This window comes from Nostoc sp. NMS8 (assembly GCF_017115045.1).
GTDB lineage: Bacteria > Cyanobacteriota > Cyanobacteriia > Cyanobacteriales > Nostocaceae > Nostoc.
On sequence record NZ_JABXKK010000003.1, the window covers coordinates 1 to 12171 of the forward strand.

At 41.3% G+C, this 12171-nt stretch carries 14 protein-coding genes and 1 pseudogene; 12 read left to right on the forward strand and 3 right to left on the reverse strand.

The annotated features are described in order from the left end of the window. Positions 1–20 precede the first annotated feature (20 nt). A complete protein-coding gene (locus tag HWQ39_RS00120) occupies positions 21–2243 on the forward strand; it encodes a strawberry notch C-terminal domain-containing protein (protein ID WP_292839842.1) in 2223 nt (740 codons plus the stop codon). Positions 2244–2516: 273 nt separating this feature from the next. On the opposite strand, the gene HWQ39_RS00125 is transcribed toward HWQ39_RS00120, so the two are convergent. Then, positions 2517–2957 carry an HNH endonuclease signature motif containing protein gene (locus tag HWQ39_RS00125; RefSeq protein ID WP_292839845.1) on the reverse strand — a complete coding sequence of 147 codons (441 nt, stop codon included), beginning with the start codon at positions 2955–2957 and terminating at the stop codon, positions 2517–2519. Further along, a complete protein-coding gene (locus HWQ39_RS00130) occupies positions 2957–3358 on the reverse strand; it encodes a hypothetical protein (RefSeq protein WP_292839848.1) in 402 nt (133 codons plus the stop codon). The genes HWQ39_RS00125 and HWQ39_RS00130 overlap by 1 nt, the downstream gene beginning before the upstream one ends. Positions 3359–3674: 316 nt before the next feature. On the opposite strand from HWQ39_RS00130, the gene HWQ39_RS00135 reads away from it, so the two are divergent. Then, positions 3675–4196 (forward strand): GNAT family N-acetyltransferase, encoded by a 522-nt coding sequence (locus tag HWQ39_RS00135; protein ID WP_292839851.1) that lies wholly within the window; start codon positions 3675–3677, stop codon positions 4194–4196. A 45-nt stretch (positions 4197–4241) separates the two neighbouring features. On the opposite strand, the gene HWQ39_RS00140 is transcribed toward HWQ39_RS00135, so the two are convergent. Continuing rightward, a complete protein-coding gene (locus tag HWQ39_RS00140; RefSeq protein ID WP_292839854.1) occupies positions 4242–5210 on the reverse strand; it encodes a hypothetical protein in 969 nt (322 codons plus the stop codon). Between the two features lie 457 nt (positions 5211–5667). On the opposite strand from HWQ39_RS00140, the gene HWQ39_RS00145 reads away from it, so the two are divergent. The 10 genes and pseudogenes from HWQ39_RS00145 to HWQ39_RS00190 all read left to right on the forward strand — a co-directional run bounded on the left by HWQ39_RS00145 (position 5668) and on the right by HWQ39_RS00190 (position 12163). Beyond that, positions 5668–6258, forward strand: coding sequence for a ParA family protein (locus tag HWQ39_RS00145; protein WP_190944375.1), 591 nt, complete (start codon positions 5668–5670; stop codon positions 6256–6258). Beyond that, positions 6258–6782, forward strand: coding sequence for a hypothetical protein (locus tag HWQ39_RS00150; protein ID WP_292839863.1), 525 nt, complete (start codon positions 6258–6260; stop codon positions 6780–6782). The genes HWQ39_RS00145 and HWQ39_RS00150 overlap by 1 nt, the downstream gene beginning before the upstream one ends. A gap of 103 nt (positions 6783–6885) precedes the next feature. Next, entirely contained in the window at positions 6886–7041 is a 156-nt protein-coding gene (locus HWQ39_RS34325) for a hypothetical protein (protein ID WP_366932205.1), read from the forward strand. 574 nt (positions 7042–7615) lie between these two features. Continuing rightward, the gene (locus HWQ39_RS00160; protein ID WP_292839866.1) at positions 7616–8575 is read left to right on the forward strand and encodes a ParM/StbA family protein; all 960 of its coding nucleotides are present in this window, start codon (positions 7616–7618) and stop codon (positions 8573–8575) included. Between the two features lie 5 nt (positions 8576–8580). Then, positions 8581–8871, forward strand: coding sequence for a hypothetical protein (locus HWQ39_RS00165; RefSeq protein WP_292839869.1), 291 nt, complete (start codon positions 8581–8583; stop codon positions 8869–8871). Positions 8872–9031: 160 nt separating this feature from the next. Beyond that, positions 9032–9625 carry a DUF1003 domain-containing protein gene (locus HWQ39_RS00170; RefSeq protein WP_292839871.1) on the forward strand — a complete coding sequence of 198 codons (594 nt, stop codon included), beginning with the start codon at positions 9032–9034 and terminating at the stop codon, positions 9623–9625. Between the two features lie 485 nt (positions 9626–10110). Next, positions 10111–10899 carry a hypothetical protein gene (locus HWQ39_RS00175; protein ID WP_292839874.1) on the forward strand — a complete coding sequence of 263 codons (789 nt, stop codon included), beginning with the start codon at positions 10111–10113 and terminating at the stop codon, positions 10897–10899. Between the two features lie 283 nt (positions 10900–11182). Continuing rightward, on the forward strand, positions 11183–11392 hold the full coding sequence (locus HWQ39_RS00180) for a hypothetical protein (RefSeq protein WP_292839877.1): 210 nt from the start codon (positions 11183–11185) through the stop codon (positions 11390–11392). A gap of 91 nt (positions 11393–11483) precedes the next feature. Then, positions 11484–11696 (forward strand): annotated as a pseudogene (locus tag HWQ39_RS00185) (hypothetical protein); the annotation flags it as partial. Between the two features lie 278 nt (positions 11697–11974). Further along, positions 11975–12163: a hypothetical protein gene (locus HWQ39_RS00190; RefSeq protein ID WP_292839880.1), complete on the forward strand. Its 189-nt coding sequence runs from the start codon at positions 11975–11977 to the stop codon at positions 12161–12163. The last annotated feature ends 8 nt before the right edge of the window (positions 12164–12171 follow it).

A 12171-nucleotide genomic window follows, 5' to 3' on the forward strand; every position in this document is an offset into this window, starting at 1 on the left:
CGTTCGGATCTAACTGAGAGGTGCGAGGCTTAATAGCCTCCATCGACTCAACCAAGGCTTTGGGACTGTATCTGGCGCGGAGTCTCTCGTTTGAGGGTGTGGAGTATCAGACGCTCGAAATTGAGTTAACGCCCACGCAAGAACGGATTTACAATAGCTACTCTGATGCTTTTGGTGTTATTCATAATAATTTAGATAAAGCCCTGGAAGCTTGTAATATCTCTGGTTCTAAGACTTACAACCGTGCTGCAAAGATGAGCGCGGTATCTCAGTTCGAGTCGCACAAGCAAAGATTCTTCAACCATCTGTTGACTGGCATGAAGTGTCCACAGTTAATTAAAGCGATTGAAGAGGATTTAGCTGCTCAAAATGCCGTTGTTATTCAAATTGTATCAACTAATGAGGAGTTGCTTAAGCGCCGACTCAATGAAGTTGCACCCGAAGAATGGCAGGATCTCAATCTTGACCTGACTCCACGGGAATACGTCATGGATTATTTGATGAGTGCTTTCCCCATTCATCTGCATTCCATCCATTCTGGCGAGGATGGAGAAGAAAGATCCGAGCCAGTCTTTGATGCCGATGGCTCTCCAGTTATTTCTATTGAAGCTGTAGCCTTGAGAGATGCCTTAGTCGATAAGTTAGCAAGTCTTGACCCCATCCCCGGCGCATTAGAACAATTGCTGTGGCATTTTGGTCACAAGCAAGTGGCTGAAGTCACAGGTCGTAGCAAGCGAGTTCTCAAGGATGATTCCGGGCGTTTGTTTGTTGATTCGCGTGGTTCCGGCGCTAACATTGCTGAAACTGCTGCATTCATGGCGGACGAGAAACAAATTCTCATCTTCTCTGATGCTGGTGGTACTGGTCGCAGTTACCATGCTGACCTTAACGCTGTGAATCGTCGGCGGCGATCGCATTATCTTTTGGAAGCTGGATGGAGGGCAGACAATGCAATTCAAGGGCTTGGGCGATCGCACCGCACAAACCAAGCATCAGCACCTATTTTCCGACCTGTAACCACTAACGTCATAGGTGAACGCCGCTTTATCTCAACCATTGCCCGAAGGCTGGATAGCTTGGGCGCTCTTACTCGCGGTCAACGGCAAACTGGCGGAAACGGCATCTTTGATACGAAGGATAACCTTGAATCGAACTATGCCGAACACGCCTTGTATGAATTGTTCAAGCAGATTTATCAAGGCAGGTTTGCCCAAGTGCCTTTAGGACAGTTCGAGCAAATTACCGGACTTAGCTTAACCTCTCATGAAGGCGGCATGAAAATCGAGCTCCCACCCCTGCGTCAATTCCTCAACCGACTACTGGCTTTACGCATCGATATGCAAAACACCATTTTCGGGAGGTTTGAGTTGTTGCTAAGTCAGCAGATTGAGGCAGCGATCGCGGCAGGGGTCTATGAGATGGGTGTGGAAACTTTGCGGGCTGAACGGTTTACTGTTGAGAGCCAGGAAGCTGTATATACTCATGCTCAAACTGGTAGCGTCACCAATTACTTGAAAGTGCAACGCACCCAGAAGAACAACATCAAAACTGCTGATGAGATGTTAGAGTTTGCTGCCAAGTACCAAGGGCGATTCATGGTGAATGAGAAAGGTAGTGCGGCGCTAACAATTCCAACGCATAGTATATTCGATGCGGAAGGTGGTGTTGTGCCAAGGGTTTTGCTCGTCCGTCCACAAAAAGAAACTCGTGTCATAGTGGAACAACTGAATTCTTCCACTTGGCGGCAGGTTTCGGCTGATACCTTTGCTGCGGCATGGTCTACTGAAGTGAACACACTGCCCAAGTTCACTACCGATTACCTGCATTTGGTAACTGGTATTCTCCTACCCATCTGGAAAATACTACCACAGCAGAATAGTCGAGTATTCCGGTTGCAAACCAGCGATGGACAAAAGATTCTCGGTCGAGTGGTGAATGCTCACGACATTCAAACCGTGCGCGAACAACTTGGACTAAGAAATCAGCTGCTTTCTCCAGAAGAACTTGTGAAGCTGGTACTGAACGAGAGATATACACAGCAGTTGCCGGGTGGTGTAACCTTGCGACGTTCTTTGATTGCTGGTGAACCTCGCATAGAACTGGTTAATGCTATCTCACTGGCAGAGCGGCTCTTAGCTGTTGGATGTTTCACCGAGATCATCAACTGGTGCAAGCGGATATTCATTCCGGTTTCAGACAAAGCCCCAGCTATTCTAGCGGCTGTGATTGAAATCTTGGGATGATTCCCAACCTCAAAGACCCAGGCAGTTATCTGGGTCTTTTTTACTTTCAAAAAAATTGCCCCTTACTGGTGTTGGCTATCTTAACTAAATATGATTCAAATAACTTTGGGCAGCCATGATAGCACCAAGTAAGGTGTTCCGCCATCGCACACCAACCGCATCTGCTTACACTCGGTAGGCAAATAATTGAAAGACTTCAGATGCTGTAGAGATTGAAGATACTTTACTGTTCCTATTGATGAAACCAAAAAACGCAAACCTCAAAGGTGAAAGCTAGTCACCACCTTCTATTAACTCTTGTGGATGCAGATTTGCACTCCTCAACAAACGGCGTAGATTGACAACACCAGAGCGGTTCAAACGTAGAGCTTTAACTGTTGCTCTACCACAAGGCGTTTTACCAATCACCTCTGTAAAATCATCACTCCAGTTAAAATGCTCTTTCCAAACTTGTAGCCGAGGATTATACAGTGCTATTTTCTCTCCCGTTTCTGAATCGATTGCTTGTGTTTTAGTATGTTTATAACTATTACAGCCAAAGCAACTCCAAGCAAGATTTTCTAAAATCGTTTCACCACCTACAATTCGAGGTTTTATATGTTCAATTGTAAAGCTCTGTGTCGCAAACTCCTCCCAACAGTAACAATACTCGCAGTAACCACGCGCACGAGCAGCAACAATACGCTTAATTGATTCTGGAACTCGCTCCGACATCAAATTACATTAGTATGTGTAGGTAAAAACTCATTAATTAGCACTTTCAAATCACATGAGCGAAGTTGAGCCAGCTGAATCAATGCCTCTGCGCGTTCCGCATCTTCTTGTTCAACACGTTCAACGTACATCAGTAACTCCTGATGCTCTGTCTGTGTAATTTCTCCAGTCTCATTTTGCTGACGTAAATAAGTCAATCTATCTTGTTGTCCAGAAGACAGGCGATGTTGAATAACTTCAATTAAAGCTGCTTCCCCAGCTTGAGGCATCGTTGTTTGTGACCCCTGTAAAGCCTCATCAGAAAGGGATTCCAAAAATTCAACTGCTTTTACTAAAGATTCTCCAGGTAATTGCTCCACTAGAGCGATCGCTCTTTTGCGAATTTCTATAGGTACAGTCATCAAAAACCTGACCTCCTTGGCATATAGCTTAGATTATAACTAGTAGTCTGCCAAGGGAATTTTGCGTGGTGGCAAGCGGAGGGGCAGGGGGGAAAGAACTTGTACAAATCTCTCCTCTGCTCCCCTGCTCCCCTGCACAAGCGCCGACCTCCACCCAGCAATTTTGGGTTGGCGAACTACTAGTAGTCTGTTTTCCCCAGCAGAAGTTGTGTCAGGTGTGGCAAAAGAAGAAAAGTATTTGAACAAAAGAATTCTGTATACTATGCTTTGTTGAACAATATTTAGAAAAATTCTAGATATCTTTCTAGATTTGGAAATGAAAATCCGATTTCTCACCTCCCAAGATATCGTCGTTTACCGTGATCTGCGTCTGTTCGCATTGAGAGAGTCGCCAACGGCTTTTGGTTCGAGTTATGAGCAGGAATCCTGTTTTTCTTTAAGCGACTTTGCTGCCAGACTTTGCCTTGATGATGATTCTGTCAATGGCATTTTCGGTGCTTTCAGCGATGGAGACAAACTTATTGGTATGCTTGGCTTCTCACGCGAGAACCGTTTGAAGCGTGTTCACATTGATTCTCTCTGGAGTATGTATGTTTTACCTGAGAATCGAGGGCGAGGTGTTGGAGCCGCGCTTCTTGATGAGGCATTATCCCATGCTCGACGGCTTAATGGTCTGCGACAGATCGTTCTCACAGTCACTACAAACAATTTAGCTGCTTCCTCTCTTTATAGCTCACGGGGTTTTGAGCGTTTCGGTTTTGAGCGTGATGCTTTATTTATTGATGGTAGATATTTCGATGAGGAGCATCTGGCATTACACTTCAACCATGATGCCTAACGAGAACCTGTTGCACACTTACTATATAATAAACGACCATAATTCTTAAAACTTTATCTCATTCTCATATTCCAACTCTACAACACTCAACAATTTCTCTTCCACAGCAGTCAGACAGGGGCGATTCAGCTTCCCCAACAACTGCAACAGACTTTTGACTGTCTCCTCCAGCGAATCGGAATACACTCGACTGATGCGATCGCTGATTTGTTTAATCTGCTCACATTCAGCAGGCAAGTAATCGTAAGACTTCAGGTGTTGTAACCCAACGGCATACTCGCCGTCCCATATTTTCACCGTGCAACTAAAGTCATTCACTGCGCTGACAATTGCCCAACACCCACCCTTTCCTCTGAGTTCGGGATTGTCTTTGACTATGATTTGGCAGACTTCACCGATTTGGTAGGTATTAGGTACTTGGGTACGCTCCATGATGCGCTGCACAACATCTTTGACAACACGACCTGATGGGACTTTACCACCTGCTGCCTCTACGGCCTGCTGCCATGCTTGTCTTTGCACTTCCGGCTCTAGCCCAATCAAAGGTCGTAGCTGATATTCGTTAATGGGTAACACTTGTCCTTCACTAAAGTCCGGGGCAGATGTGTCCATAACTAAATCATTTTGTGTCCTATTAGGACACATTTTCATGAGATTATCTACAACCACCGTACTTTCCATTAACCTGTACGGATAACGACGCTCAAAACCGAAACGCTCTCGGCAATACTCCTCAAAGGTTTTGTGGGTATTTCGATACAACTTCCTGTCTCGCAATTCCATCAAAGCCTTACCTGCAAGGTAAAACGCTTTTTCTACTTGCCGTTCTAGGTGCAGGCGATCGCGAATCTCCTGCTCGGTTAATTCTGGAACTTCAACGGCAGTAACCGTAATTGTTGCTGAAGCTGGATCTACTTGGCGAGAGATATCTTCAAGGTCTTGGTTATCTGGCGGCTTGCTGTCCCTGGATGTGGTAGAGGTGGCTTTTTTGCGCCGAGAGAGTGCTTTATTCACAAGTCCACTTTTTCCAACTCAGTGGTATTTGCTCAGAGTTGATTACAAATAAATTTTTTCGCTAAAATGGCATTCCAGCAATATGGAGCTTTAGTTTTTCAGAGTTTCGCTATATCAGAATTTTGCATACGTGAAAATAATATCATTGTTTAACCTCGGTTTGAGAAAACCCTATAACGGCATTTCAGCAATATGGAGCTTTGGTTTTTCAGAGTTTCGCTATATCAGAATTTTGCATACGTGAAAATAACCAAATTACTTGGTAGAACAAATCTTATTTAACACCTTAGTTTTATGATTTTTGATACACCGCCATTTTAGTATATTAGAATTTTGCATACGCGAAACTACAAAACGCTGAAACTATGAAAAACTAAATTTTTAAAGTTGTATAATTTCACTATTCCGCTAATATACGCTATAAGTCTAAGCTCTAATTCAGCAAAAGGAACCAATAGTGATTATTACAGTGGCTAGTTTCAAAGGTGGAGTAGGCAAGACAACAACGGCTGTTCACTTAGCAGCTTATTTAAACCGAAAGGGGGCAGCTTTACTTGTTGATGGTGATCAGAACCGTTCTGCTATGACATGGGCTGCACCAGGGAAACTACCATTCAAGGTAGTCACTGATATTCAGATGCCTAAATATATTCGTCAGTTTGAGCATATTATAATTGACACCCAAGCCCGACCAACCAAAGAAGACCTTGAAGAGCTAGCTGACTCTTGTGATCTTCTTATCTTGCCAACGACACCAAAAGCTTTAGATTTAGATGCTCTTTTAAGAACAATTGAAATCTTGCACCAGATGAAATCCAATTTTAAAGTTTTACTAACGATGGTTCCACCACCACCAAGCCAGTCTGGGAAGGAGGCAAAAGAAATGCTTTTAGCTGAAAATATTCCTATTTTTAAAGCCGAAATTAAGCGCCTAGTAGCTTTTGAGAGAGCGCCTTTAGAGGGTGTTATCGTCAAAGATTACCCTGACCCAAGAGCAGATGCTGCTTGGGCTGGGTATGAAGAACTTGGAAAGGAGATAATGGTCTGATGACACAAGAAAAACCAGCAGGTGGTCGCTTTGCAAGCCTTCGAGCATTGCGAGAACAGCGTACAGAAGAACCACTTGAACCGCAAGAAGTACTTGAACCACAAGAAGTACCTGAACCACAAGAAGTACCTGAACCACAAGAATTACTTCAAGAGCAAGAAATAGAACAAGCTAGTTTATTACAAACAGATGTAACAGACAAAATAGAGAAAGGCTTGAAAGAGATACCAGAGGCAACGAAGCTTCAACCAGTTGTAGCAAAGAAAACAAAAAGCAACCTGCCTCAGAAAAATAAAACTGTACCTCAAGATGAAAAGCGTGGGCCAGGACGGCCTGCTGGTCGTCGGAGCAATCCCGACTATACTCAAATTTCTGCATATATTCCTTTGGATATGTTATTAGAAGTTCAAGATGTCTTAGCAGAGGAAAGAAAAGAATTGAGAAAGCGAACACCGCGCCCTGTAAGCGATCTAGTAGAAGAACTATTAGGAACATGGCTGAAAAAGCAAAAATCTAGTAAATAAGATAGATGAAAAACTGAAATTTCATATTTTTGCGTATGCAAAATTCTGAAGTCTTTCATTTCTAATCTTTAAGCAAAACATTGAAACATGAACGAATACTTCAGTGGTGAATCCGAATGGATTGAAACCGCCAGGAGCAGTTGTTGGCCTATATGACCAAGGATTATGGTGGACTACTTTACCGTTGCGGCCAAGTGTTGATGAAGTTGAACAACAAAAAAGACCTCAAGAAGAGGTAGGTAAACCTGAATTGATCTAAAGATGTAAACTACATGACTTATGGGGTGAGTAATTCTCACTACTACACTACCTACTAATTATGATGTTTATCGGCAAGTAGTAAAAGCTTACCCCCAAAAAACTCCTTTGGAATTGACTTTGGGTGTGAATGATAATTCAGTTGAGAAAGCTGAACCTGTAAGCAAGTAGTAACGCACTCGTTACATAGTCAACAAGAAGTTAAAGATCAAGACTGAATTGTTTTTCAACAAAAAGTATAAATCAAGCAGTCAACGATGATCTAAATTAATTTTTGCTGCGTTGATAAAAAAGATTTCAGAAATTCTTGATGGGGGTTAGATGGGGGCTATATATACCCCAAAGATATATCAAGACTTTGGGGACATTCTGACCCCTATATAGGGTATATATAGGTGCTAAATGGGGTATATTTGACTGACTAACATTTTGTACCCCACTTAGCCCCCAAGGGGTTATGATAAACTCTTGAGTCTGGATCAAAAAGGGGTAGTTATTTTATTTTTCTCTCCCTTGCCCCCTCAAATTATCTGAACAGATAATTTTCACAAATTAAAGTGTATTATTTGGAGCCTATGTCAAACATTCACACCTTGCAAAAAATTTTTCCTGCTGGCTTTGATAACGGTTATGGAAGCCTAAAACTTTTAGTCGATGGTTTTGAAGTAGTTCGTGTACCCAGCTATATAACCAATGCCGAGATGGAAGACGTACCAGGACGTGTAATTTTTAACGGTACTGCTTATACAGTTGGAGAGTCTGCTTACCGTACAGGAAATTATTTTGACCGCAACACAGATAATAATGAAAATAAAGTAAATAATGCGTTGTTGACTTTGTTGGGCGCATTGGCACATCTCCCACACCGTAAGGCTTGGCACTTAAAATTAGTCGTTAGCTTACATGATGTCGGTCTGGCTGAAGAATTACAAAAAGTACTCAATGGAGAATATAAGCCAATACTTGCTGGCAAGCAATCAGACGTGAAAGTAGAAGTGCTGAAAGTTGTACTAGAGGGGATGGGTGCATTATTTGGGCATCCACTCCCGAAAAAATTAACCATTTTAGACTTTGGTAATGGAACAACCCTATATTCTCGTTACAACCGGGGTCAACGAGAAGTTCACACTGCTTACCCCATCGGTGTAGAAGTTCTCATCGATGATATCTCCCAAAAAATGAAACATCTAAATGGCGGAAAAATCGGAGATCCATCCAAAATCCGATTTTGTCTAGAGATGGGACATACCAAGTACAGCCGTGACATCGATATCAAAGATATATACAGTGCTTGTTTGAAAGATTGGTATGAAAAATACTTGAAGAAAGTGGTGAATCTGACACTTGATGCCAAGCACCAAGGGGATGAAATCTGGGCGATTGGTGGAGGCTGCCTCTTACCTGGATTTAAGAAGCTGCTAGAGAAAAACGGCTTCAAAATCCTGGACAATCCGGTAGAAGCCAATGTCTTTGGGCTTTTAGAGATGGCAAAAACCATCAGCAGTAAGAATTCAGCATCTACATCTATTAAGTGATCGCAATGGCAGATAAACTTGACTTAACCCCAGAAAAAGTTCGGATCAAAGATAGCTACCGGGAGCGGATATTTGCCGAATCACAGCAACTAGGTAAAAGTTACTTAGAGACACTTTACTTTATCATTGATTGCTATTTTGCTTTTAGAAAGGGTGCATTTCCCACACAACAAGTGGCTTTCACGCCGACTAATACAGAAGATAACAAAGTCACATCTTGGAGTTCAACTCCATTTGCAGAGGAGGAAGAAGAAGATTCTGATGGAGAAACATTCAGCCTTGATTTTGATTTGTAACGGGAATGTATTGGCACAAGAATGCAACAGGTTTAGCACAGTAAGTTCAAGATTTGAGTTTATAATCCAATCCGACTTCAAGACTTTGAGTTTAAGCAAGCAAAGTAGGCCAGTTAATCTAATTTTTGAAAGGCACTATTAATTACAGGACATCGAAATTATGAAGCTTGGTGGCATGAATGAGGATGAATTTGAATATTATGAAGACAATAATCCAGCACTGTCTAAAATCATACAGCGTAACATTCGGACTCTGATTCGCCTTCGACTTCAGGCTGCTAATAAACGAAATCTACAAGACCGAATTGCGGATATGATTACCTCTTTTTCAGGACATATAGTTTTTGTTTACGTACATATAGTCTGGTTTGGAGCTTGGATTGTTTTGAACACAGGAAGAATCGGCGTGCATCCGTTCGATCCATTCCCCTACGGACTATTGACAATGGTAGTATCTCTGGAAGCAATTTTTCTGTCAACATTTGTGTTAATTAGTCAAAACCGTCTGAGTGAAGAAAGTGAGTATCGAACAAACTTAAATTTACAAATTGCGCTACTGACAGAGCATGAAGTCACACGAGTATTACAAATGCTTGATGCGATTCAAGACAAAATGGGGATTGACAATGATGAAGACAGTGAGCTTGCTGATTTAGAAATGGAAACCAAGCCGGAAGATGTATTAACTGAAATTGAGCGGCTTCAGCAGTTAGCGCTGAAGAGAAAAAAGCGGCTCTTACGTAATTCCAGATAGAGACCATCTGTGATCGGTTAAGAAAACTGTGCGCTTGTTAAGGGCGTTAAAGGAGGCAACTACTGTCAAATCGCAATACTGGGAATGAGGCTGCGACAACTTGCAGATATTCGTTGCTCGGTAACTACTCCAGAAATATGCTCCAACTTGTATCACAAAAATCATAACCACTACACCACGCAGCAGCGAAAAGTTCTCTGTTTGACAAAGCCTGCCATTGATCATTAAATGATGCTGTACTGAGTACGAATACCTCGATAAAATTTTTCCTAAAATCTTTTATTTATGAAACTATTTGTTGCGATTGCTGCTAGTATATTTATTTTTGTTTTGCTCATTTAATTCAAATATCTCAGGCTGATTCCAAAAACTTTGAACAAGATAATTGTACTTCCAGATTATTAACAACAGGAGAGGGTTGTTTTGTCTATCAAGTTAAAGATGGTGATTTGTCTATTCCTGTGTACTATTATCTGCCGAAGAGATTGAATTCAAATACTCAAATAGTATTTGCTATGCATGGAGAAAAACGTAATGCTAAAGATTATAGAAGTGATTGGAGAAAAATCTATAGTTCCAATAGTGATAGCCAGCCAAACTTTATCCTACTTGCTCCTCAATTTGCACAAAAGGACTTTCCCGGATCTGCTAGTTATAACCTGGGGAATATGTTTACAAAATCTCTGAAGCGACTAAAATCTCAAGACCAATGGGCATTTTCACACATTGAAAATATTTTTGATTTTGTAAAAAAAAGTAAAAAACTTCAGTTAAGTACTTACTATATATACGGTCATTCTGCTGGAGCGCAATTTGTACATCGGATGGTTATTTTTATGCCTCATGCACGGATCAGAAAAGCTGTTGCTGCGGAAGCTGGTTCCTATACTGTACCTGACAAATATATGGAGTATCCCTGTGGCTTAAGAAAACAAACTGGAAATCAACTGCCACTTGTGGAATTAAAAACGGCTTTCAGCACACCAATGACTATAATTTTGGGTACGAAAGACAATAAACCTCTCTCAGGTGAACATGATACTTATAGCTGTGATGCCAAACAAGGTTCTAATCGTTGGAATCGTGGGGAATATTTTTACACTCAGGTGAAAAGAATCGCTAATTCCAGAAAAGAGAATTTGTCATGGACTTTTAAAAAAGTTACTGCTGCTCACATTGTTGCACATACAAATCCTCCCATTGAAGATCCGATGCTGGTATCTTGTGCAGCTCTCGAATTTTTTCCCAATTTCAAAGGTATTAATTGCAACTAATATTTCTCACTTCAATACGTATATTTCGTTACTACCTCAAAGGTCTAATTCTTCACCGTGATTACATATACCCTTTACTTAAAGCATTCAACTGTCTTTGGAAATATTTTTAGCTTAACTTTTGTATAGAAAGCGGACATACTAATGACACATTATTGACATAAGTATAAAGAAAATCTTTAAAAAAACAAAACTATTAATTAATGAATTAGTCTACTTAAATTCATCGCAATTAAGTCAAAAACTGGCTGAATTGTAAAAAGTTGACTTCAGGAAAAAATTCATGAACAAAATTATTGCAGCAATAGTAGCAATACCTCTGTTTGTTGCTTCCATGCCTAAAGAAGCATCAGCTCTATCAGGAATTGTCAATCCGGAAATTCAAAAGCCACAAGTGGGAACATTATTGCTAGCTAGACGTGGGCGGTGGATACCTGGGCATTGGATAAGAAGAAATCACCACCGTGTATGGATTCGGGGACATTATCAATAAGCCCAAGTGAGAAAATTAAGTGAGCTTTAGGTATTTGTTTTGTAACTAAATTCAAAAACGATCTTGCCCGATAATTTATATTATCGGGTAGTCTTTTGCTGGGGCAGCTGTTAATGCTGTCAATGGTACGAGGTCTAGGTATCATAGAAAACATCGAAATTTAGGACAAGATGTTGGAGTCGGGGCAGCAGCCAGCACTGTTACAGGTGCTGTGACTCGTGGTCGTAAAGATACCCTTGGGGATGCAGTTGATGGTGCAGTGGCAGGAGCAGCTATTCATCTTCTCACTAATGGCAAAAATTAATAATTGCTAAACTTGGCAAGTCATCTCTAACTTCTATTGCTATTCTGCTATTCTCTGTTTAAGTAAGTAATTCAAACACACACTTGACATCACATCGCAATGATTTTGTCAATGTGAGATGCAATATTGAGTTTAGTAATCTACGGAACGAAGGCAGGGTCTACCTGCCCTTTACTAATAATGTTCTCACAGTTGTGTCTGGAAAATTGCACTCACCAAGATCGCTATATATAGTTAAGCTAAGTTATTTTCCTTTAAACCATCTGTAAGACCATACTATGCCTAACTTCAACAGTGAACCGATACCAGAATTGAGAAATCCCCAGCAAACTTTTCATTCGGGTGACTTAAATTTAAGAATCGAAGGAGAAGTAGTACCTGTAGTAGATGTACATCTGGGACAACAGCAATCAATTTACTTTGGTTTGAGTCGATGGCTGGTATTATCCAGCGCACCTCTCAGTTAGATCCGGAC

Coding starts and splice junctions, on each gene's coding strand:
- HWQ39_RS00165 (WP_292839869.1), top strand. CDS start 8,581: ATGGCAGATAAACTTGACTTAACCCCAGAAAAAGTTCGGATCAAAGAT.
- HWQ39_RS00130 (WP_292839848.1), bottom strand. CDS start 3,358: ATGACTGTACCTATAGAAATTCGCAAAAGAGCGATCGCTCTAGTGGAG.
- HWQ39_RS00150 (WP_292839863.1), top strand. CDS start 6,258: ATGACACAAGAAAAACCAGCAGGTGGTCGCTTTGCAAGCCTTCGAGCA.
- HWQ39_RS00190 (WP_292839880.1), top strand. CDS start 11,975: ATGCCTAACTTCAACAGTGAACCGATACCAGAATTGAGAAATCCCCAG.
- HWQ39_RS00170 (WP_292839871.1), top strand. CDS start 9,032: ATGAAGCTTGGTGGCATGAATGAGGATGAATTTGAATATTATGAAGAC.
- HWQ39_RS00125 (WP_292839845.1), bottom strand. CDS start 2,957: ATGTCGGAGCGAGTTCCAGAATCAATTAAGCGTATTGTTGCTGCTCGT.
- HWQ39_RS00180 (WP_292839877.1), top strand. CDS start 11,183: ATGAACAAAATTATTGCAGCAATAGTAGCAATACCTCTGTTTGTTGCT.
- HWQ39_RS00160 (WP_292839866.1), top strand. CDS start 7,616: ATGTCAAACATTCACACCTTGCAAAAAATTTTTCCTGCTGGCTTTGAT.
- HWQ39_RS00135 (WP_292839851.1), top strand. CDS start 3,675: ATGAAAATCCGATTTCTCACCTCCCAAGATATCGTCGTTTACCGTGAT.